Here is a 21,974-nt window from a genome sequence, read left to right on the forward strand (position 1 = left end):
GCTGCGCGCGGGCAGACGCCGACTTACACGACAAGGTTGACCAGCCGCCCCGGCACCACGATCACCTTCCTGGGTGTAGCGCCGGCCAAGAACGCCTGCACCTTCTCGTCGGCCAGGGCCGCCGCCTGCAGCGTGTCGGGGTCGGCGTCGGCGGCAACCACGATGTGACCGCGCACCTTGCCGTTGACCTGGACCGGATACTCGACGGTGTCGTCGACCAAGTAGTTGGCGTCGGCCACGGGAAACGGTCCGTGCGCAAGCGATTCGGTGTGGCCCAGCCGTGACCACAGTTCCTCGGCCATGTGCGGAGCCAGCGGAGCAAGCATCAAGATCAACGGTTCCACTGCCGCCCGGGGCACCGCGTTGCGGTGCTGCTTGGTGAGGTGGTTGGTGTATTCGATCAGCTTGGCCACCGCGGTGTTATTACGCAGTGCCGCATAGTCTTCCGACACGCCGGCGATGGTGCGATGCAGCAGCCGACGCGTGTCGAGGTCAAGCTCTGGGTGAGCGTCAGCGACCCGGGTTGCCCCAGTGTGCTCGTCGACCACCAGCCGCCACACCCGTTGCAGAAAGCGGTAAGCGCCGACGACGTCTTTGGTGGCCCACGGACGCGACGCTTCCAACGGTCCCATCGCCATCTCGTACACCCGCAGCGTGTCGGCGCCGTAGCTGTCGCAAATCTCGTCGGGCGACACCGAATTCTTCAGGCTCTTACCGATTTTGCCGAACTCTTGGAAGACTTCGATTTCGCCGTCCGGACCCGGGTACACATACTTGCCGTCGCGTTCAACCACGTCAGCGGCCGGCACATACGATCCGCGGGAATCGGTGTAGGCATAGGCCTGGATGTAGCCCTGGTTGACCAGGCGCCGGTACGGTTCGCGCGAGCTGACGTGCCCGAGGTCGTAGAGCACCTTGTGCCAGAACCGGGCGTACAGCAGGTGCAGCACCGCGTGCTCGACGCCGCCGACGTACAGGTCGACACCGCCCGGGTCGTTCGGCCCGTGCTCGGCTGGCCGCGGGCCCATCCAGTACACCTCGTTCTCTTTGGCGCAGAACCGTTCTGAGTTGTGTGGATCGGTGTAGCGCAGCTCGTACCAGGAGCTGCCCGCCCACTGCGGCATCACGTTGGTGTCGCGGGTATAGGGCTTTAGCCCATCACCGAGATCCAACTCGACATGCACCCAGTCGGTCGCCTTGGCCAAAGGTGGCGAGGGCTCGCTGTCGGCGTCATCCGGGTCGAAGGAGACCGGCGAATAGTCCGGCATGTCAGGCAGTTCCACCGGCAGTGCTGCCTCGTCAAGCGCGTGTGGGCGCCCGTCGCTGTCGTAGACAATCGGGAAAGGTTCACCCCAATACCGCTGCCTGGCGAAAAGCCAATCCCGCAGCTTGTATTCGACGCGGGCCCGGCCGCGGCCCTCGGCCTCCAACCGACGGGTGATCGTCTGCTTCGCGGTGGCAACATCCAGGCCGTTGAGGTAGTCCGAATTGACCAGTATTCCATCGCCCGTGTGGGCGGCTTGCGAAACATCGCCGCCGGCAATTACTTCCACGATGGGCAGTCCGAATTCGTGGGCGAACTCCCAGTCACGCTGGTCGTGGCCGGGAACCGCCATGATCGCGCCGGTGCCGTATCCGAGCAAGACATAGTCGGCGATGAAGATCGGTATCGGTTTGCCGTTCGCCGGGTTGGTTGCGTAGGCGCCCAGGAAGACACCGCTCTTCGCCTTGTTTTCTTGGCGCTCCAAATCGGACTTCGCAGCGATGGATCGCCGATATGCGGCGACGGCGTCGATGGGGGTGGCGCCGCCGAACGTCCACTGCGGGTCCACGCCCTCCGGCCAACTGGGTGCGGCCAGGCGGTCGACCAGCTCGTGCTCGGGAGCCAGCACCAGATAGGTTGCGCCGAACATGGTGTCGGGGCGGGTGGTGAACACTTCGATGTCGACGGTTTCGCCGGCGGGTGTGCACGCTTCGAACAGTGCCGCCGCACCGGTGGAGCGCCCGATCCAGTTGCGCTGCATGGTCTTGACCTTTTCCGGCCAGTCCAGCAGGTCGAGGTCGTCGAGCAGCCGGTCGGCGTAAGCGGTAATCCGCATCATCCACTGGCGCAACCGTTTCCGAAACACCGGAAAGTTCCCGCGGTCGCTGCGCCCTTCGGCGGTGACCTCTTCGTTGGCCAGCACGGTACCCAGCCCGGGACACCAGTTCACCATCTCTTCCGAGCGGTACACCAACCGGTAGCTGTCGATCACGTCGGCTCGCTCACCGGCCGACAGCGTCGCCCACTCGCGCCCGTCATCGAGACGGCGGACCCCGGAATCGAATTCGGCGATAAGTTCGTCGATCGGCCGAGCTTTGTTGGCGGCGGTGTCGAACCACGCGTTGTAGATCTGCAGGAATATCCACTGCGTCCACTTGTAGAAGTCGACATCGGTGGTCGCAAAGCTCCGCCTGCTGTCGTGGCCGAAACCCAGCCGCCCCAATTGGCGCCGGAAGTTTGCGATGTTGGCCTCGGTTCGGATCCGCGGGTGGGTACCGGTCTGCACCGCGTATTGCTCGGCCGGCAGACCGAATGCGTCGAAACCCAACGCGTGCAAGACGTTACGTCCGATCATCCGGTGGTAGCGGGCGTAGACGTCGGTGGCGATGTAGCCCAGAGGGTGACCGACATGCAATCCCTCACCGGAGGGGTAGGGAAACATGTCCTGAACGAACAGCTTGTCTTCGGGCACCGCCGAGCCGTCGCTGGGCGCCAACGACCCGACCGGATTGGGGACATGGAACGTGCCCATCCGTTCCCAGTTGTCCTGCCAAGTCCGTTCGATGCGCCCCGCCAACTCCGCGGTGTAGCGGTACCGCGGGGTGTCGGAGTCCACGTCTGCAGCCGCGGTGTGCAGGCCAGCCGTGGCGGGCGGGGATTCGCTCACGTCAACAGCGTATAAGGGCGCCGCCGGGTGGGCTTTAGGCCACAGGTTGGTTTCGGTTGCGTCGCGGACCGATCAGAGGTTGGTTCCAGGTCGATTCCAGGCCTTCTCGGCGGCGCGCCACCCTGGTTACAGTCGGCCCCTAACGACCACTGTTTGCCCGAGCGTTCGAAAGGATCGACCCAGATGACGCGGACCGCTCACAGCTGGCGGGCAGTGGCAGGCGGTGCAGCCGTCGGCTTCGCCGCTGCTGTGGGCTTTGCCAGCGCCATCGCATCGGCGGAGCCTGTGCTTCCGCCGCGGCCAACCCCGGCACCGCCGCCGATCGCCCAGAACGTCACCGGCGGGGTCGGCAACAGCGCCTCAGCTGCCGCGTTTCCGGTGGCGCCGGCTCCGGGGTCGTCGACAATGCCGCCGCCGCCGCGGCGCCTCTCCCGGGCCCCACGCTGCCGGTGCAGTCGACACCGGTTGCGGCCACCACCGGGACGCTGCGCGACTACTTGCAGTCCAAGGGCGTCAAACTCGAGCCGCAAAAGCCGCAGGGTTTCACCGCGCTCGATATCACGCTGCCAATGCCAGCGGGCTGGACGCAGGTTCCCGACCCGAACGTGGCCGACCCATTCGTGGTGATCGCCAACCGATCCGGCAACAGCCTCTACACCTCCAACGCCCAGGTGGTGGTGTACAAGCTGATCGGTGACTTCAACCCCCGCGAGGCCATCAGCCATGGCTTCGTCGACAGCCAGCAGCTGCCCGCCTGGCGGACCACCACCGCCTCGCTCGCCGACTTCGGCGGCTTCCCGTCGTCGATCATCGAGGGCACCTACCGGCAGAACGACATGACACTCAACACCTCCCGGCGCCACGTCATCGCCACCTCGGGGCCAGACAAGTACCTGGTGTCGCTGGCGGTGACCACGGACGTCGCCCGGGCTGTCGCCGAGGCGCCGGCCACCGACGCGATCGTGAACGGATTCCGGGTGAGCACGCCGGCGGCTGGAGGACCGGCGCGGTAGGCGTCGTATGGTTTGGCCGTGCTCATCATCGGGCTGGTTTGCGTGTGCGCTGCGGTTGCCGCTGCGGCTTTTGGCCTGCGGTCGGTGTCGCGGCCCGACACCCTTGCCGCCGCTGGGGTTCCCGCGCGAGCGCTCGCTCCGATTCAAGGCGCGGCTGCGGTCCTGCTTGGCAGCGGTGGTGCGGTGGCGCTAGCCGCCCCGAACCAGGCGTTGGTCATCGTGATCATGTGTGTCGTCGGCGCCGTGTGCACCGTGGCCGCCGGCTCGTGGCGGGCGGCACGGTATGCACTTCGCGGCCGCCGGGTGCTCGACTGCGCTGGCAACTGCTCCGGTTGCCCGCAGCTTGATCGCGCGAACCGCTAAGTCGCCCGGCGGGCCCGCTAATGGCTGATCGCTAGTTGCGGCTGATGTCGATCGGGTGGGTGGCCAGCAGTGACAGCGGCAGCGGCTGGCGCCGCAGCGCCCGCCCCCATAGGTCTACCCGGGGTCCCGCTAGCACGTCAGAGGGCAACGCCGACAAGACAATCCAGTCGTCGCGCTCGATCTCACCCTCAAGCTGACCGATCGTCCAGCCCGAGTATCCAGCGAAGATCCGCACCCCTTCCACCAGCGGCGCGATCACGTCGGGATCGGCGTCGAGATCGACCATCACGATGCGCCCGGTCACATGCCGCAGACCCGGCACACCCTGCGGGTCGGCGCCAACACGCAGCGCCCCCAAACACAATGCGGCGTCACGCTTCACCGGTCCCCCGATGAACATCGTCTTCGGTTTGGCCGCCAATTTCGCCCATTGCGGCAGCACGTTGTAGACGGCGGTGTCGCTGGGCCGGTTGAGCACCACTCCCAGCGTGCCGCCGTCGTTGTGCTCGACGACATAGATCACGCTGCGCCGAAATGTCGGCTCCAGCAGGTCGGTGTTCGCCAACAGCAGCGTGCCCGATCGCACTCGCTGCGCGGCGGGTGCGACATAGTCCTCGGGATCTTCGTGCTGCGCCACGACACCATCATCGCACCCGCGCGTGGGCGCGGTGGCCATCAAGTGTGGGCGCAACCGATATTTGTGCTGTAGTTGAAGTGGTCTCAGGTCGGTCTTGGCCTGGCCGCTGTCGTGGAAGTAGGTTTTGTGGTTCAGACCCGGGCGCCAGTCACGCTCTGGCGCTCAGCGCGTGGTTTGCCTGACTTTTGGCGGCTGCTCGAGCTGCGCGTTGCCAGTCAATTTGGCGACGGTCTGTTCCAGGCAGCATTGGCGGGGGCGCTGTTGTTCAACCCCGAGCGGGCCACCAATCCTTTGGCGATCGCCGGCGCGTTCGCGGTGCTGTTCTTGCCGTATTCGCTGCTTGGCCCGTTTGCTGGTGCGCTGATGGACCGCTGGGACCGCCGGCTGGTGCTGGTCGGGGCGAACATCGGTCGGCTCGGGTCGGTGGCCGCGGTGGGCGCGGCCTTGGCCGTCGGGGCCAACGATTGGACGGTGTTGTGTGGCGCGTTGATCGTCAACGGCTTCGGCCGCTTTGTGTCGTCGGGGCTGTCGGCGGCGTTGCCGCATGTGGTTCCCCGCCACAAGGTGGTCACGATGAACTCGCTAGCGAACGCCACCGGTGCTGTTGCCGCATTTGGCGGCGCCAACTTCATGCTTCTGCCGCGCTGGCTTTTCGGCGCGGGCGACTCCGGCTCGGCGTCGATCATTTTCGTGGTCGCGATCCCGATCGCGATCGCCCTGACGCTGTCTTTGCGGTTTGCTGCCCACGCGCTCGGCCCAGACGACAGCAAACGCGCTGTGCGCGGATCGGTGATCTATGCGGTGATCACCGGCTGGCTGCGCGGCGTGCGCACGGTTTTGGACCGGCCGACCGTGGCCGCCACTCTGTCCGGGTTGGCGACGCATCGCATGGTCTTCGGCGTCAATACGCTGCTGGTGCTGGTGTTGGTCCGGCATGCCGGGGCGGTGACCGTCGCGGGGCTAGGCACCGCGGTGCTTTTCCTCGCCGCCACCGGCGCTGGATCGTTTCTGGCCAACGCCCTGACCCCGCCCGCGGTGCGCCGCTGGAATCGCTTCATCGTGGCCAATGGCGCGCTGGCCGCCGGCGCGGTGATCCAAATCGCCGGTGCCACTTTGCAATTGGCGATAATGGTGCTGTGCGGGTTTCTGCTCGGCGTCATCGGGCAAGTCGTCAAGCTGTGTGCCGACACCGCGATGCAGATCGACGTCGATGACGCCCTGCGCGGCCACGTCTTCACGGTGCAGGATTCGCTGTTCTGGTTCTCGTTCATCGTTGCAGTTACCGTGGCGGCGTTGGTGATTCCCGACGACGGGCGTTCCCCGGCGCTGGTCTTGGCCGGTTCGTTGCTATACCTTGCGGGCCTGGGCGTGCACGCCCTGGTTGCCCGGCGCGGGCTAGCGGTGAGTAGTCGCTAAGGTAGCTGCATGGCCGGTGCGGGCCCGATCGTTGACGACCTGCGCGCCGAAAGCGACGAACTGGATGCGCTGGTGGCGCCGCTGGCGGCCGAGCGTTGGACGGACCCGACACCCGCGGCGGGCTGGACCATCGCCCACCAGATCGGCCACTTGCTGTGGACCGACCGCGTCGCGCTCACCGCCGTCACCGACGAGGCGCGCTTCGCCGAATTCCTGGCGGCGGCCGCTGCCAATCCCACCGGCTTTGTCGACGACGGCGCCGATGAAATGGCGGCCCGGCCACCGGCCGAGCTGTTGGGCGACTGGCGGCTCACCCGCGCCCAGCTGCACGAGGCGCTGCTGACCGTGCCCGACGGGCGCAAACTGCCCTGGTTCGGGCCGCCGATGAGCGCGGCGTCGATGGCGACCGCGCGGCTGATGGAAACCTGGGCGCACGGACTTGACGTCGCCGACACGCTCGGCGTCCAACGACCAGCGACGCCGCGGTTGCGCTCCATCGCTCATCTCGGTGTGCGCACTCGTGATTACTCCTTCGTCGTTAACGGCCTCACGCCACCGGCCGAGCCGTTTCTCGTTGAGCTGCGTGCACCCGACGGCAGCACCTGGTCGTGGGGTCCCGACGATGCTTCCCAGCGGGTGACGGGCTCGGCGGAAGACTTCTGCTTCTTGGTCACGCAGCGGCGCCCGCTCGCCACGCTTGACATCGCGGCCCACGGTGCCGATGCGCAACGGTGGCTGACCATCGCGCAAGCCTTCGCCGGCCCCCCGGGTCCGGGCCGTGGGCGATGAGCGCGCGAAGAGAGACACGGCCCCACCAGGCCCCGCCGTGGGCGATGAGCGCGCGAAGAGAGACACGGCCCGCGAAATGAGCACCGCGGGGTGCGAAAAGCACGGCGGCTCTTCCTCACCGGCTGTGACAGAAGCGCGGCTAGCGGCGGAGCAACGAACACACTGGCAGCAGACATACGCAGCCCATCCGCACCTTTACGGCGATCAGCCGTCCGAGGCGGCGAAGAATGCACTGGCAGTGTTTCGCTCTACTGGGGTTAGCGCGCTTCTTGACCTTGGTAGTGGCCACGGCCGCGACGCATTGTTCTTTGCTCGCAACGGAATTGCAGTTCACGTCATCGACTTTAGCCCGACCGCATTACAACAACTCGCCGATACCGCTGCCGTGCAGGGCCTCACCGGTCGAATTACGGTGACGGAGCATGATATTCGCTATCCGCTGCCGGTCCCCGCGGGATCGGTTGATGCGGTGTTTGCACACATGCTGCTGTGTATGGCCTTTTCCACCAATACTATTCGCGCCATCGTCAGTGACGTTCGGCGCGTGCTACGGCCCGGCGGCGTTTTCGTCTACACCGTCCGCCATACCGGCGACGCACATTACCGTGCCGGAATCCCCCACGGCGATGACATTTACGAGCACGGCGGGTTCGCCGTCCACTACTTCTCGCGTCGACTTATTGAGGAGCTGGCCGTCGACTGGACGCTTATCGACGTGCACGAGTTCTGCGAAGGCGAGCTGCCGCGGCGTCTTTTCTGCGTCACTCAGATCCGGCCCGCGGACTAACCTGGCGCCCTGCCGGGTTACAGCGTGGCGGCGGCGTCGGCGGCCCCGTCACCGTCGCTGTCGCTGAGTTTGACGTCCCATCTACCGTCACCATCGCCGTCGACATACGCGGTGTCATAGCCGTCACCGTCACCGGTCAGCAGCACCCGGTCCGCCAGGCCGTTTCCGTCGAAGTCGAGCAGCCGGTCGTCGGCGCGACCGTCGTCGTCGAAGTCGACCAGCGGACCGCCGGTGTGCTCCGCGCCGTCCAGCCCGAACCACCGCAGCTGACCGCCGCGGTCGACGGCCACAGACCAGGTCCCGGTTCCGTCATCGGTGAAGTAGCTCTCCGCGGTGCCGTCGTTGTCGAGATCCAGCACGGCATGGTCAGCCAATCCGTCCCCGTCGAAGTCGGCCAGCGCGTCGTCGCGCAGCCCATCGGCGTCGAAATCCAGCCCGACCGCGTCGAGTCGGCCATCGCCGTCGATGTCCAGGTCTGGTTGGCCGTCCCAGATCTTCGCCGTGCCGTCGTCTCCGCCCAGGCAGTACTCCATGCGATGTCCGACGCCGCGTGGCGGCTACCGGTTCCCGCGCGCCTTCCACCACGACAGCAGTTCGGCGGTGGCCTCTTCGCGGGACAGCGGACCGCGCTCTAGTCGCAGTTCCTTCATGTAGCGCCACGCCTCGCCCACCTGGGGGCCCGGCGGGATGCCCAGAATCTGCATGATGTCGTTGCCGTCTAGGTCGGGGCGGACCCGCTCGAGGTCCTCGCGGGCGGCCAGTTCGGCGATCCGCGCCTCGAGTTCGTCGTAGTTGGCCTGCAGCCGCGCCGCTCTGCGCCTGTTGCGGGTGGTGCAGTCAGCGCGCACCAATTTGTGTAGCCGCGGCAGCAGCGGGCCGGCGTCGGTCACGTAGCGGCGCACCGCCGAATCCGTCCACTTGCCGTCACCATAGCCGTGGAACCGCAAGTGCAGGTACACCAGCTGCGCGACGTCTTCGACCAGCTGTTTGGAGTATTTGAGCGCCCGCAGCCGCTTCCGGGCCATTTTGGCGCCGACTACCTCGTGGTGGTGGAAACTCACCCTGCCGTCGGCCTCGTGCCGGCGAGTGGCGGGCTTGCCGATGTCGTGCAGCAGCGCCGCCCAGCGCAATACCAGGTCGGGGGGGCCGTCCTCCAAGTCGATCGCTTGTTGCAGCACCTTCAGCGAATGCTGGTAGACGTCTTTGTGTTGATGGTGTTCGTCGATGGCCATTCGCATCGCACCGACCTCGGGCAGCACGACTTCGCCCATCCCGGTCTGCACCATGAGGTCGATACCGGCCACCGGGTCTCGGCCGAGCAATAGCTTGTCCAATTCGGCGGCCACCCGCTCGGCAGTGATGCGGGCCAGCTGCGGGGCCATGTCTTCGATGGCCGCCCGCACTCGCGGCGCGACAGTGAAGCCCAGCTGGGAGACGAACCGCGCAGCGCGCAGCATCCGCAGCGGATCGTCGGCGAACGACTCCTGCGGAGCCGACGGAGTGTCCAAGACTCCGGCCCGCAGCGCCGCCAAACCGCCCAGTGGGTCAACGAATTCGCCCGGCCCGGTTGGTGTGATGCGCACCGCCATCGCGTTGACGGTGAAGTCGCGGCGTGCAAGATCATCCTCTAGGCGGTCCCCGAAACGCACTTCGGGATTGCGCGAGACCCGGTCGTACCGGTCGGCGCGAAAAGTGGTGATCTCGAGACGGTGCTCGCCCTTGCCGGCGCCGACGGTGCCGAACTCGATCCCCGTGTCCCACAACGCATCGGCCCACCCCCTCACGATGGCCTGCACCTCCTCCGGGCGGGCGTCGGTGGTGAAATCCAGGTCCGGGCTGAGCCGGTCGAGTACCGCGTCGCGCACCGATCCCCCGACCAGATACAGTGCGCGGCCCGCGTCGGCGAACAACGCCCCGAGCTCGCGCAAAACGTCACCGTGCCTGTTCAACGCGACCGCGGCCGCGGTTAGCAGGTCGGCGTCTTGGACGGTTTCGGGCACGTTCGACCAGCCTAGTCGCGCGACGATGACGGCCGCTGGCGGCCGGAGGAGGAACGCGACAATCCACCCCAGCGCGCGACGATGACGGCCGCTGGCGGCCGGAGGAGGAGCGCGGCGGCGGGTATCCTCCGGTCACGCACCCGACTACCGGCGAGTGGCCCGGGAAGGCGCGGCCGCGCCAGCTACTATCGCTTGGGTGTCGGACGGCGAACAAGCCAAACCTGGTCGGCGTCGCGGCAGGCGCCGCCGTCGGCGCGCGTCCGCGTCACCGGAGCACCGCTCTCAAAACCAGCCCACCGGCGGCACCCCCACCGGGTCGGCTGCTGGTTCGGCGAATCCCCGCTCCCGCTCGACGCGCCGCCGAGCCGAGCGGCTGCGCACAGTGCACGAAACCTCCGCCGGCGGATTGGTGATCGACGGCATCGACAGGCCCCGCGAGGAACAGGTCGCGGCGTTGATCGGTCGCATCGACCGGCGCGGCCGCATGCTGTGGTCGCTGCCCAAGGGGCACATTGAAGTCGGCGAGACCGCCGAGCAAACCGCAATGCGCGAGGTAGCCGAAGAGACCGGTGTCCACGGCAGTGTGCTGGCCGCGCTGGGAAGCATCGACTATTGGTTTGTCACCGACGGGCGGCGCGTACACAAAACCGTGCACCACTATCTGATGCGCTTCGCCGGCGGTGAGCTGTCCGGCGGCGACCTCGAGGTCGCCGAGGTGGCCTGGGTGCCGATTCGCGAACTGCCCGCCAAGCTGGCCTACGCCGATGAGCGCCGCCTGGCCCAGGTAGCCGACGAACTGATCGACAAGCTACAAACCGACGGCCCGTCGGCGCTGCCGCCGCTGCCGCCCAGCTCACCGTGGCGGCGGCCACAGACCCATTCGCACGCCCACCGCCGGCGTTCCGACCAATCCACACCGCGCCGGAAGAACGGCCGCGGTCCAGGACCGTGATTGCACCGCGACTTTCACGGGCGGCCGCGTCATGCCTGCCCCTGCTGGCGAGCGTTCTGGCCTTGCTGATCGTGCCCACCGCCGCGCCGCGCGCCGCCGCCGGGGAACCTAGCGCGACACCGTTCGTCCAAATCCGCGTCGACCAGGTCACCCCCGATGTTGTCACCACCACCAGTGAGCCGGTTGTCACGGTCAGCGGCATCGTCACCAACGTCGGCGACCGCCCGGTTCACGACGTGATGGTGCGTCTCGAGCACGCCCCGGCGGTCACCTCGTCGGCGGCGTTGCGCACCAGCCTCGACGGCGACACCGATCAATACCAGCCGGTCGCCGATTTCCTCACGGTGGCAAGCGAATTGCAGCGCGGACAGAAGGCGGGGTTCACGCTTTCCGCACCGGTGCGCTCGCTGACCGCACCGTCGCTGGCCATCGAGCGTCCCGGTGTCTACCCGCTGCTGGTCAACGTCAACGGCACCCCCGACTACGGTGCACCGGCCCGGCTCGACAACGCGCGGTTGCTGCTTCCGGTCGTAGGCGTGCCGCCCGAGCAAACCGCCACACCCGCCGACACAGTGACCTCTGTCGTGGCGCCCGACACATCCAGACCTGTCCAGATCACCATGCTGTGGCCGCTGGCCGACCGTCCCCGGTTGTCCCCCGGCGCACCTGGCGGCACCGTTCCGGTCCGGCTGATGGACGACGAGCTCGCGGCTTCGCTGGCCAGCGGCGGGCGGCTGGACATCCTGCTGTCCTCGGTCGAGTTCGCGACTAGCCGCGACGTCGACCCAGACGGCGCCGTTGCACGCTCACTGTGCCTGGCGGTCGATCCCGACCTGCTCGTAACCGTGAACGCGATGACCGGCGGCTATGTGGTATCGGATGCTCCGGACAGCAGCGCACAACAACCCGGTACACCAACCCATCCCGGTGCTGGCCAGGCCGCCGCCGTGAGCTGGCTGGACCGACTGCGCGCGCTGGCGCACCGGATGTGTGTGGCGTCGACCACGTACGCCCAGGCCGACCTCGACGCCGTACAGCGCGTCGCGGATCCCGGCCTGACCGCGGCCGCCACCAGCAGCGCAGCCGATATCGTCGACCAGATACTCGGGATCAGCTCGGTTCGGGGCGCCGCCTTGATGCCCGACGGCCCACTCACCCCCCGGGTCATCGATCTGCTGAACAGCACCGGCATCCCGGTGACGGTTGCCGCCGCCGACATCTCCGAGCTGGACGGCGTCAATCGGGCACCGGCTACCGCGGACCTCGTGCCGCGGCGGCTGGCCCCCCACGTGGCGGTCGCACCGTTCGACCCGGCCGTCGGCGCCGCATTGGCCGCCGCCGGTATCGACCCGAGCGCGCCGACCTACCTGGGGGCCGCGCTGGCGGTACGGCTGCGCCACGATTCGGACACCGCGCGCCGCCAGGACGCGCTGGGCTCGATGTTGTGGCGCAGTTTGCAACTCAACGCCGCGCCGCGCGTCCAGATCCTGATGCCACCGGCGGCCTGGAATTTGTCCGCCACCGACGCCCAAGCCATCCTCACCACCTTGGCCACCTCGATTCGGTCTGGATTGGCGGTTCCGCGCCCACTGCCAGCCGTGATCGCCGACACCCAGGCGGTCGCCACGGCACCCCCTCCGATCAGAACCGACACGGCTGCGCATGGCCGGTTCGACGACGACGTCACCGCTCAGATCGCCGCCGAAGCCGGCCGGGTGTGGGGCTTGACCGCGGCGCTGACGAGCGACGCCCGAACCGGGCTGACCGGCGCCGCCTACACCGCGCCGTTGCGCGAAGACATGCTGCGCGCGGTCAGCCAATCCGAGCCCCCGGATACCCGCAACGGGCTGGCCCACCAACGGTTGGACGTTCTCGGGCACGCCATCGACGACTTGTTCGGCGCGGTCACGATCGTGAACCCGGGCGGCTCGTACACGTTGGCCACCGAACACAGCCCGCTGCCGTTGGCGCTGCACAACGGCTTGGGTGTGCCGATCCGGGTCCGTCTGCAGGTTGATGCGCCTCCTGGGATGTCGGTGACCGACATCGGCGAGATCGAGCTGCCGCCCGGCTACCTTCCGCTACGGGTGCCGATCGAAGTGAACTTCACCCAACGCGTCGCCGTCGACGTTTCGCTGCACACGCCCGACGGCCTGCCACTGGGCGAGCCGGTGCGGTTGTCGGTGCACTCCAACGCCTACGGCAAAGTGTTGTTCGCGATCACAATGACCGCTGCCGCCGTTCTGGTGACACTGGCCGGACGTCGGCTTTGGCACCGCTTCCGCGGCCAGCCCGACCCCGCCGACCTGGACCGCCCGGACCCCGGTGACGCCCGCTACGTCAGCGACCGGGGCACGGCCCACCGCGTGGATCAGGAGCACCGGGTTTGACCTCCTTCCGGGATTCGGCCGGGAGGCGCGTGCCGCCACCGGCGCAGCCACCGCCCCGGGGCCCGGTTCCGTCGTCGGCACCGCTGCGACCCCCGTCGGGCGTGGTGCCTCAGGGTCGAGCGGAGCTCTCCGATGCCGCGCTGGTGTCGCGGTCTTGGGGCATGGCGTTCGCCACGCTGGTCAGCCGGATCACCGGGTTCGCGCGGATTGTGCTGCTGGCCGCGACCCTGGGTGCGGCGTTGGCCAGTGCGTTCTCGGTGGCCAATCAGCTGCCCAACTTGGTCGCCGCGCTGGTGCTAGAGGCCACGTTCACCGCGATCTTCGTGCCGGTGCTGGCCCGGGCCGAGCAGGACGACCCAGACGGTGGCGCGGCGTTCGTGCGCCGGCTGATCACCCTGGCCACCACCGTGCTGGTGGCCGCCACCGTGCTGTCGGTGGCCGCCGCCCCACTGCTGGTCCGGCTGATGCTGGGCCACGACCCTCGTGTCAACGAACCGCTGACGACCGCATTTGCCTATCTGCTGCTGCCGCAGGTGATTTTCTACGGCCTGTCATCGGTGTTCATGGCGATCCTCAACACCCGCAACGTGTTCGGGCCGCCGGCGTGGGCACCCGTGGTCAACAACCTGGTCGCGATCGCCACTTTGGGCGTCTATCTGGTGGTACCCGGCCAGCTGTCGGTCGACCCGGTCGAGATGGGCAACGCCAAGTTGTTGGTGCTGGGCATCGGCACCACACTGGGCGTGGTCGCACAGACCGCGGTGTTGTTGGTGGCGATCCTGCGCCGGCGCATCAGCCTGCGCCCGCTGTGGGGAATTGACCAGCGGCTCAAACGCTTTGGCGCGATGGCCGCCGCGATGGTGCTCTACGTGCTGATCAGCCAGCTCGGGCTGGTGGTCGGCAACCAGATCGCCAGCACCGCCGCGGCCTCCGGCCCGGCTATCTACAACTACACGTGGCTGGTGCTGATGCTGCCGTTCGGGATGATCGGCGTGACCGTGCTGACCGTGGTTATGCCGCGGTTGAGCCGAAACGCTGCCGCCGACGACATACCCGCGGTGCTCGCCGACCTGTCGCTGGCCACCCGGCTAACGATGATCACCCTGATCCCGACGGTGGCGTTCATGACCGTCGGTGGGCCGGCAATCGGCAGCGCGCTGTTCGCCTACGGCCGGTTCGGCGACGTCGACGCGAGCCACCTGGGCGCGGCCATCGCGCTGTCGGCCTTCACCCTGATCCCGTATGCCCTGGTGTTGTTGCAGCTGCGCGTGTTCTACGCGCGCGAAGAACCCTGGACACCGATCGCGATCATCGTGGTGATCACCACCGTCAAGGTCGTCGCGTCGCTGTTGGCGCCGCACATGACCGACAACCGTGAGCTGGTTGCCGGGTACCTAGGGCTGGCCAACGGGCTGGGGTTTCTGGCCGGTGCGATCGTCGGCTACTTCCTGCTGCGCCGGACGCTGCGGCCGCTCGGTGGTCATCTGGTCGGTGTCGACGAGGTGCGCACGATCCTGGTGACGGTCGCCGCGTCGTTGCTGGCCGGCCTGATCGCCTACGTAACGGATTGGCTGTTGGGGCTCGCGGCGCTGACTGCCCACGCCGGGGGCGCGGGCTCGCTGCTGAGGCTGTTGGCGCTGGCGCTCCTGATGCTGCCGATCATCGCCGCGGTGATGATCCGCGCGCAGGTCCCCGAGGCCCAGGCGGCGTTCGCCGCAGTCGTGCGCCGCGCTGGCGGTACGCATCTAAGACCCGTCAAGCCCGTTCGCCCGGCGTCCGATCGCCAACCTCACCGTCGCACGGTCACGTACGCTGAACAGAGGAATTCGTTCACGCCGGGGGGGTTTCCGGTCGCGGAGCCGAACCGGCGGGGGCTTGCCAACGACATCGCCGGAGCGGGCAGATGGAAAGGACCCGAGGTGACCGACCGTCCAGCGGAACGCGCCTCGACCAGTTCGGCGCCTGAACCCGAGTCGGTGCAGCCGGCCAGCTCCAACGGGCCGGCTTCGCGTCGCGCCGCTCCGGCATCGGCGGACGAGTTTCAGCCCGATATCCCCGCCGACTTCGATGTCGATGCGGCACCGCGAGTTTCGAATCGCGCCAATGGTCACATTGCCCGCGATTTGCCGAAGGACGCGGCCCCCGAGCCTCAAGCATTCGACGCCCCCCGGGAACCAGGACCCCAACCGTCGCCGCGGCACGAGGTCGTCCACCTGGTACCAGGCGCCCGGATCGCCGACGGCCGCTACCGCCTGCTGGTCTTCCACGGCGGCGCGCCGCCGCTGCAGTTCTGGCAGGCGCTGGACACGGCGTTGAATCGCCAGGTGGCCTTGACCTTTGTCGACCCCGACGGTGCGCTTGCAGAAGAGCAATTACACGCAATCCTTTCTCGCACAATGCGGCTCAGCCGAATCAACCGGCCCGGCATTGCGCGAGTGCTCGACGTCGTCCACACCGGAGCGGGCGGCTTGGTGGTCGCGGAATGGGTGCGCGGCGGCTCACTGCAGGAGGTGGCCGACACCGCGCCGTCACCGGTGGGTGCCGCGCGCGCGATGCAGTCGCTGGCCGCCGCCGCCGAGGCCGCCCACCAGGTCGGTGTCGCGCTGTCCATCGATCATCCCAGCAGGGTGCGGGTAAGCATTACGGGTGACGTCGTTTTGGCGTTTCCGGCCACCATGCCGGATGCCACACCCGAAGACGACATCCGCGGAATCGGTGCCGCGCTGTATGCTCTGCTGGTTAACCGGTGGCCGCTGCCGGAGGCCGGGGTGCGCAGCGGGCTGGCCCCCGCCGACCGCAATTCGCTTGGCCAGCCCGTCGAACCCAGCCTCATCGACCCCGAGATACCGTTCCAGATTTCCGCGGCGGCTGTGCACGCGGTCCAGGAGGGCGGCGGAATACGCAGTGCCTCAACACTTTTGAATCTCCTGCAACAAGCGACCGCGGTCGCCGACCGCACCGACCTGCTGAGCCCCATCAAGGAATCGCCCCCACCGCCCGACGCGCCGAGCCGGTTCGGCGTCTCAACCACCGTCGACGACGAAGTCGCTGCCCGGCACCGGCGCATCCTGATCGGCGGGATCAGCGCCGCCGTCGCGGTGATCGCGGTGGTGCTGTTGCTGCTCGCATCGGTGCTGGGCCGGATATTCGGCGACGTCGGCGGTGGCCTGGACAAAGACCGCCTAGGTCTTAATGCGCCAACGTCCACGACGAGTTCCGCCACTGGTTCTGCCGTCGCGGGCAGCACGGTCAAACCGGTGAAGGCCACCGTCTTCTCGCCCGGCGGCGACCCGGACTCGCCAGGCCAGGCCGGTTTGGCGATCGACGGCAACCCCACCACCGCCTGGTCGACCGACACCTACAACGACGCTGTCCCGTTCCCGAGCTTCAAGAGCGGCGTCGGGTTGCTGTTGCAGCTGCCCACGCCCACCGTGGTCGGCAACGTCACCATCGACATCTCCAGCACCGGAACCAAGGTCCAGCTTCGCTCGTCGCCGACGCCAACCCCGGCCAGGTTGGAAGACACCGCCATATTGACACCGCCCACACCGTTGCAACCCGGTCACAACAGCATCCCGGTCAAGGCCGCATCACCGACGTCGAATCTGCTGGTGTGGATCTCGACGCTGGGTTCCACCGCCGGCAAGAGCCGTGCCGACATCTCCGAGATCACCGTGCAGGCCGCGTCGTAGCCGCTGCCGCGCGACAACGGCGACGGCGCCTGCGTGGGTGAAGTGCTGGGCCCGCACCGATTCGCTACTGTCCGGCCGTGGGTTTTGGGCTGGAGGTGCGACGGCAGCGCAGCGACGCCGAACTGCTGGCCGCCCATGTTGCCGGTGACCGCGACGCGTTCGCCGAGCTGTTCCACCGCCATCACCGTCAGCTTCATCGACTCGCCCGGCTGACCACCCGCAACCCCGAGGACGCCGCAGACGCCCTGCAGGACGCGATGCTCTCGGCGCACCGCGGCGCGGGTTCGTTCCGACACGATGCCGCGGTCAGCAGCTGGCTATACCGCATCGTGGTCAACGCGTGCCTGGATCGGCTGCGCCGCAGCAAGACGCACCCGACGACCACCCTGGACGACGTCTACCCGGTGGCTGATCGCACCACCCAGGTCGAAACGGCGATCGTGGTGCAGCGGGCGCTGATGCGGCTGCCTGTCGAACAGCGCGCTGCGGTGGTGGCCGTGGACATGCAGGGCTATTCGATCGCCGATACCGCCCGTATGCTCGGCGTCGCCGAGGGCACAGTCAAAAGCCGCTGCGCCCGCGCCCGAGCCCGCCTGGCCGCGCTGCTCGGTTACCTTGGACCAGGGGTCGACGGCGAGTCCGCCGCCGATATCGCTGACCGCGCGGCCGGCCACCGTCGACCGGACTGTGTATAGCGGTCCGGCTGTGCATACCGGACACTGGGGCGGATGGCTGCAATGGACGACGCCGCTGGTGCCAAGGCGGGCGCGGATCCGCCGCTCACGGTCGAGCTGCTCGCCGACCTGCAGGCCGGTCTGCTCGACGACGACGCGGCCGCGCGGCTGCGAAAACGAATCCGAGCCGATCCGCAGGCTCAGCGGGCGCTGCGCGCGCTCAACGAGGTTCGCCGCGATCTTGCCACGCTGGGCGCCGACCCGGCGTCGGCGCCGGATATTCCGCCGGGCGTCGTCGCGCGCATCACGGCGGCGCTGCGGTCCGCGACTGTGCCTGCCGGCCGGGCTCACCCCGCCCACGCGGTGGCGCCGCAACCCCGCGCGGCGCGGATCATCGCCACGGCGGCCGGTGTCGGCGCCGCTGTCGCCGCGATCGGCCTGGGCACCGCGGCGCTGCTGCGCAGCCCCCGCCCCCGCCCGGCGCGCCGACCACCGTCCAGCACATCACCGTGTCACGGCCCAGCGCGACGCTTCCGCTGGCGGCTTCCGAGATCCTCGAACTGCTCGACCGCGCACCCGACTACGGCCCGCTGGGTGATCCCGTCCGCCGCGCCTCGTGCCTGACCGGCCTGGGTTATCCCGGCGCCACCGGGGTGCTGGGTGCCCGGCCGGTCGACGTCGACGGCCGCCCGGCCGTACTGTTGCTGCTGCCCGCCGACACGGCTGACAGCGTGGCCGCGCTGGCGGTGGCGCCCAATTGCAGCGCAGCGGACACCGGCCTGTTGGCCAACACCGTCGTTCGCCGTCCATAAGTCGGCGGGGAACAGCACCGCCTAGGCTGGCGTTCGTAGACCTGAGTCGTTTTGTTCCAAGCCGGTCCCGGCTTCGATGCGAAAGGCCTGTATGACTGCCCCTAGCACTGTGCGCGACGTGATCATCATCGGTTCGGGTCCCGCGGGCTACACGGCTGCCATCTATGCGGCGCGTGCGCAACTGGCGCCGCTGGTGTTCGAAGGCACCTCGTTCGGCGGGGCGCTGATGACGACGACCGATGTGGAGAACTATCCCGGGTTTCGCAACGGCATCACCGGGCCGGAGTTGATGGACGAGATGCGTGAGCAGGCCCAACGGTTTGGTGCGGAGCTGCGGATGGAAGACGTCGAATCGGTGTCGCTGGACGGCCCGGTCAAGACCGTCACCACCGCCGACGGGCAGGCCTATCAGGCTCGGGCGTTGATCCTGGCGATGGGCGCAGCGGCCCGCTACCTGCACGTGCCCGGCGAGCAGGAGTTGCTGGGCCGGGGAGTGAGCTCGTGCGCGACCTGTGACGGTTTCTTCTTCCGCGACCAGGACATCGCGGTCATCGGTGGCGGTGACTCGGCGATGGAAGAGGCGACGTTTCTGACCCGGTTTGCCCGCAGCGTGACGATCGTGCACCGCCGCGACCAGTTCCGCGCGTCGAAGATCATGCTCAACCGTGCCCGCAACAACGACAAGATCCGCTTCATCACCAACCACGTCGTCGTCGCGGTGGAGGGCGACACCACGGTGACCGGGCTGCGGCTGCGGGATACGCGCACCGGCGAAGAATCCACCCTGGCCGTGACCGGGGTGTTCGTCGCGATCGGCCACGACCCGCGCTCCGAGTTGGTCCGCGGTGCCGTCGACCTCGATGCGGACGGCTATGTGCTGGTCAAGCCGCCCACCACCAGCACCTCGGTGGAAGGCGTGTTCGCCGCCGGGGATCTAGTGGATCGCAGCTACCGGCAGGCGGTTACCGCCGCCGGCACTGGATGCGCCGCGGCCATTGACGCTGAGCGCTGGCTGGCCGAGCGTGCCGAGGCCGGCGGGGGCGCTGAAAAGCCGGCTGGCACCGATACCGATTTGATTGGAGTACCGCAATGACCGAAAACACAAGCGCCCCAGTGGAAGTCTCCGACGCTTCCTTCGCAGCGGACGTGCTGTCCAGCAATAAGCCTGTGCTCGTAGACTTTTGGGCAACCTGGTGTGGCCCATGCCGAATGGTGGCGCCGGTACTGGAAGAGATTGCGGCCGAACAGGCCGGCAAGCTCACGGTCGCCAAGCTCGACGTCGACGCCAACCCGGAGACGGCCCGCAATTTTCAGGTCGTCTCGATCCCGACGCTGATCCTGTTCAAAGACGGCCAGCCGGTCAAACGGATCGTCGGGGCCAAGGGCAAGGCCGCGCTGCTGCGCGAGCTTTCCGACGTGGTTGCCAGCCCGCAGTAACACCGTTCGGCCAGCGGGATCTCGCCAGTATTGGCCTGGCGTTTTCTCCAATCCGCGAAGCGTCTGCGACAATACCGCCTAGCCTGTCAAGCATCGGCAGCTCTACTCGCACTGGCTCACCGGAGGGTGCTGGCATGTCGAATCCGCATCGTGGCGCCGGCGACGCGCTGCGCTGCGGTGACCGCAGCGCAGCGGTCGCCGAGATCCGCGCCTCGCTGGCTGCCCTTGGGTATCTCGACAATCCCGATGCAGACCTGACCACCGGAAAACACGTGGCGCCCGATGTATTCGACGCCGAACTCGATCAGGCGGTGCGGGCATTCCAGCAAAATCGTGGTCTGCTGGTGGACGGCGTCGTCGGTGAAGCCACCTATCGCGCGTTGAAGGAGGCTTCTTACCGCCTCGGCGCCCGCACGCTATTTCACCAGTTCGGCGCGCCGATGTACGGCGACGATGTTGCGACCCTGCAGGCCAGGCTGCAAGATCTGGGCTTCTACACCGGCTTGGTCGATGGATACTTCGGCTTGCAGACCCACAACGCCCTGATGTCGTATCAACGCGAGTACGGGCTGTACGCGGACGGAATCTGCGGGCCGGAAACGTTGCGCTCGTTGGATTTTCTCGCATCGCGGGTGACCGGGGGCTCTCCCCACGCCATTCGCGAAGAGGAGCTGGTCCGTCGCTCCGGGCCGAAACTGTCCGGAAAACGGATCATTATCGATCCCGGTCGTGGTGGTGCCGACCACGGGCTTATCACCCAAACCGCAACCGGGCCCATCAGTGAAGCAGATATATTGTGGGACTTGGCAAGTCGGCTCGAAGGCCGGATGACCGCCGTCGGCATGGAGACCTTTTTGTCCCGACCGCCCAATCACAGTCCAACCGACGCGGAGCGGGCCGCCACTGCTAACGCCGTCGGCGCCGATCTGATGATCAGCCTGCGGTGCGCCACCTTGGCCAGCCCGTCGGCCAATGGCGTGGCTTCCTTTCACTTCGGCAATTCACACGGCTCGGTCTCGACCATCGGCCGCATGCTTGCCGATTTCATTCAACGAGAAGTGGTGGCGCGCACCGGTTTACGTGATTGCCGTGTTCACGGCAGGACGTGGGATCTGCTGCGGCTCACCCGGATGCCGACCGTTCAGGTCGACGTCGGCTACATCACCAATCCGCATGACCGGGCGAAGCTTGTCACCGCCCAGACCCGTGACGCGCTCGCCGAAGGCATTCTCGCCGCGGTCAAGCGGCTCTACCTGCTCGGCAAGAACGACCGGCCGACCGGCACGTTCACCTTCGCTGAGCTACTCGCACACGAACTTTCGGTGGAACAGGCCGGGCGGGGTTAACGCTCGGTAGCTGACGAGCCGGCACCCACCGGCTGTTGCAGCTGCGCGTTCTCCAGCAGCCGCTCCAGCGCCGCTTCAACCTCGGCTTTCCAACCCAAGCCCCTGTCCAGTTCTAGGCGCAGGCGAGGGAAATACCGGTGCGGGGCGACGACGACGAACCCGACGTCCTGCAGGAAATCCGCCTCGATGATGCAGTGGTCCACCGAGCAATCGCCGATGACGGCCAGCACCGGCTGGATGTCGGGCTCCACGATCCGCAACTCCTGCAACTCGCCGATCGCCTCGGTGCGGCCGAAGGCCTCCAGCGCCCGAACACCGCGGCGGACCAGCTCATCGACCACCCGGGCGATGAGGCTGTGCCGCAGATCGTCGGCGGCCTGCGGCTCGACACCCATCGAGGTCAGCAGCACCGCATCGGCGGAAACCGGAGCGGTGGGAAAGCGCTGGGCCCGCGGCACCGCCCGCGGCGGCGCATAAAGCACGTAGCCCAGGCAGGGGGGTTCGCTGGCTCCGCAATTGGTCGGGGCCGCCGTCGCCACCTGCCCGCAGGAGCCCCATTCCAGCATCACCATCGACAGCCAGGCTTCCTTTTCGAACTCGGGGTCGGCCAGATGGTCGTCACTGCGCAGCGCCGCCGGGTCGACCTCCCAGTAGACGCAGCGGCGCGCATGCTTCGGCAGCTGCTCGAACGCTTCGAGTCGCAGCGGTGTAATTCGAGCAGACACTAGACTCCCAA

At 67.7% G+C, this 21,974-nt stretch carries 16 protein-coding genes and 2 pseudogenes; 13 read left to right on the plus strand and 5 right to left on the minus strand.

What is annotated here, in order from left to right:
- Nucleotides 1–23 precede the first annotated feature (23 nt).
- Entirely contained in the window at nt 24–2,930 is a 2,907-nt protein-coding gene (gene leuS, locus MYXE_RS23450; RefSeq protein ID WP_003919790.1) for a leucine--tRNA ligase, read from the minus strand.
- 183 nt (nt 2,931–3,113) lie between these two features.
- Here leuS and MYXE_RS23455 point away from each other — a divergent pair.
- Together MYXE_RS23455 and MYXE_RS23460 are read left to right on the plus strand one after the other, a co-directional pair.
- A pseudogene (locus tag MYXE_RS23455) lies at nt 3,114–3,937 on the plus strand (LpqN/LpqT family lipoprotein); the annotation flags it as partial.
- A 24-nt stretch (nt 3,938–3,961) separates the two neighbouring features.
- On the plus strand, nt 3,962–4,306 hold the full coding sequence (locus MYXE_RS23460) for a hypothetical protein (RefSeq protein ID WP_085197847.1): 345 nt from the start codon (nt 3,962–3,964) through the stop codon (nt 4,304–4,306).
- Nucleotides 4,307–4,337: 31 nt separating this feature from the next.
- On the opposite strand, the gene MYXE_RS23465 is transcribed toward MYXE_RS23460, so the two are convergent.
- Nucleotides 4,338–4,982, minus strand: a complete 645-nt coding sequence (locus MYXE_RS23465) for a YqgE/AlgH family protein (RefSeq protein WP_050947660.1) — start codon at nt 4,980–4,982, stop codon at nt 4,338–4,340.
- 72 nt (nt 4,983–5,054) lie between these two features.
- Between MYXE_RS23465 and MYXE_RS23470 the strand changes: the two genes are divergently transcribed.
- Genes MYXE_RS23470 through MYXE_RS23480 form a run of 3 tightly spaced genes read left to right on the plus strand, consistent with a single transcriptional unit; the run spans nt 5,055 to nt 7,935 of the window.
- Nucleotides 5,055–6,359 (plus strand): MFS transporter, encoded by a 1,305-nt coding sequence (locus tag MYXE_RS23470; RefSeq protein ID WP_085197849.1) that lies wholly within the window; start codon nt 5,055–5,057, stop codon nt 6,357–6,359.
- A gap of 9 nt (nt 6,360–6,368) precedes the next feature.
- Entirely contained in the window at nt 6,369–7,148 is a 780-nt protein-coding gene (locus MYXE_RS23475; RefSeq protein WP_003919795.1) for a TIGR03084 family metal-binding protein, read from the plus strand.
- Nucleotides 7,149–7,185: 37 nt separating this feature from the next.
- Nucleotides 7,186–7,935: a class I SAM-dependent methyltransferase gene (locus MYXE_RS23480; RefSeq protein WP_232061688.1), complete on the plus strand. Its 750-nt coding sequence runs from the start codon at nt 7,186–7,188 to the stop codon at nt 7,933–7,935.
- 17 nt (nt 7,936–7,952) lie between these two features.
- On the opposite strand, the gene MYXE_RS23485 is transcribed toward MYXE_RS23480, so the two are convergent.
- Nucleotides 7,953–8,468, minus strand: coding sequence for a hypothetical protein (locus MYXE_RS23485; RefSeq protein ID WP_003919797.1), 516 nt, complete (start codon nt 8,466–8,468; stop codon nt 7,953–7,955).
- A 24-nt stretch (nt 8,469–8,492) separates the two neighbouring features.
- On the minus strand, nt 8,493–9,935 hold the full coding sequence (locus tag MYXE_RS23490; protein WP_085197851.1) for a CCA tRNA nucleotidyltransferase: 1,443 nt from the start codon (nt 9,933–9,935) through the stop codon (nt 8,493–8,495).
- 196 nt (nt 9,936–10,131) lie between these two features.
- Between MYXE_RS23490 and MYXE_RS23495 the strand changes: the two genes are divergently transcribed.
- The 8 genes and pseudogenes from MYXE_RS23495 (at nt 10,132) to MYXE_RS23530 (ending at nt 21,238) form a co-directional block, all read left to right on the plus strand.
- Nucleotides 10,132–10,887 (plus strand): NUDIX hydrolase, encoded by a 756-nt coding sequence (locus tag MYXE_RS23495; protein WP_085197853.1) that lies wholly within the window; start codon nt 10,132–10,134, stop codon nt 10,885–10,887.
- Nucleotides 10,888–10,922: 35 nt separating this feature from the next.
- Entirely contained in the window at nt 10,923–13,277 is a 2,355-nt protein-coding gene (locus MYXE_RS23500) for a hypothetical protein (protein WP_415624504.1), read from the plus strand.
- An 83-nt stretch (nt 13,278–13,360) separates the two neighbouring features.
- Nucleotides 13,361–16,969 (plus strand): murein biosynthesis integral membrane protein MurJ, encoded by a 3,609-nt coding sequence (gene murJ, locus MYXE_RS23505; protein ID WP_112650337.1) that lies wholly within the window; start codon nt 13,361–13,363, stop codon nt 16,967–16,969.
- A 77-nt stretch (nt 16,970–17,046) separates the two neighbouring features.
- Entirely contained in the window at nt 17,047–17,664 is a 618-nt protein-coding gene (gene sigM, locus MYXE_RS23510; RefSeq protein ID WP_085197859.1) for an RNA polymerase sigma factor SigM, read from the plus strand.
- 33 nt (nt 17,665–17,697) lie between these two features.
- Nucleotides 17,698–18,455 (plus strand): annotated as a pseudogene (locus MYXE_RS23515) (hypothetical protein).
- Nucleotides 18,456–18,546: 91 nt separating this feature from the next.
- Nucleotides 18,547–19,548, plus strand: coding sequence for a thioredoxin-disulfide reductase (gene trxB / locus MYXE_RS23520; RefSeq protein ID WP_039889699.1), 1,002 nt, complete (start codon nt 18,547–18,549; stop codon nt 19,546–19,548).
- Entirely contained in the window at nt 19,545–19,892 is a 348-nt protein-coding gene (trxA, locus tag MYXE_RS23525) for a thioredoxin (RefSeq protein ID WP_003919805.1), read from the plus strand. Before trxB ends, trxA begins: the two co-directional genes overlap by 4 nt.
- A 134-nt stretch (nt 19,893–20,026) precedes the next feature.
- Nucleotides 20,027–21,238, plus strand: coding sequence for an N-acetylmuramoyl-L-alanine amidase (locus tag MYXE_RS23530; RefSeq protein WP_003919806.1), 1,212 nt, complete (start codon nt 20,027–20,029; stop codon nt 21,236–21,238).
- On the opposite strand, the gene MYXE_RS23535 is transcribed toward MYXE_RS23530, so the two are convergent.
- Entirely contained in the window at nt 21,235–21,963 is a 729-nt protein-coding gene (locus tag MYXE_RS23535) for an acetyltransferase (RefSeq protein WP_085197863.1), read from the minus strand. The genes MYXE_RS23530 and MYXE_RS23535 overlap by 4 nt on opposite strands.
- Between the last annotated feature and the right edge of the window lie 11 nt (nt 21,964–21,974).

The organism is Mycobacterium xenopi (assembly GCF_009936235.1).
Classification (GTDB): Bacteria; Actinomycetota; Actinomycetes; order Mycobacteriales; family Mycobacteriaceae; genus Mycobacterium; species Mycobacterium xenopi.

Coding starts and splice junctions, on each gene's coding strand:
- MYXE_RS23465 (WP_050947660.1), bottom strand. CDS start 4,982: ATGGCCACCGCGCCCACGCGCGGGTGCGATGATGGTGTCGTGGCGCAG.
- MYXE_RS23475 (WP_003919795.1), top strand. CDS start 6,369: ATGGCCGGTGCGGGCCCGATCGTTGACGACCTGCGCGCCGAAAGCGAC.
- MYXE_RS23485 (WP_003919797.1), bottom strand. CDS start 8,468: ATGGAGTACTGCCTGGGCGGAGACGACGGCACGGCGAAGATCTGGGAC.
- trxB (WP_039889699.1), top strand. CDS start 18,547: ATGACTGCCCCTAGCACTGTGCGCGACGTGATCATCATCGGTTCGGGT.
- trxA (WP_003919805.1), top strand. CDS start 19,545: ATGACCGAAAACACAAGCGCCCCAGTGGAAGTCTCCGACGCTTCCTTC.
- MYXE_RS23530 (WP_003919806.1), top strand. CDS start 20,027: ATGTCGAATCCGCATCGTGGCGCCGGCGACGCGCTGCGCTGCGGTGAC.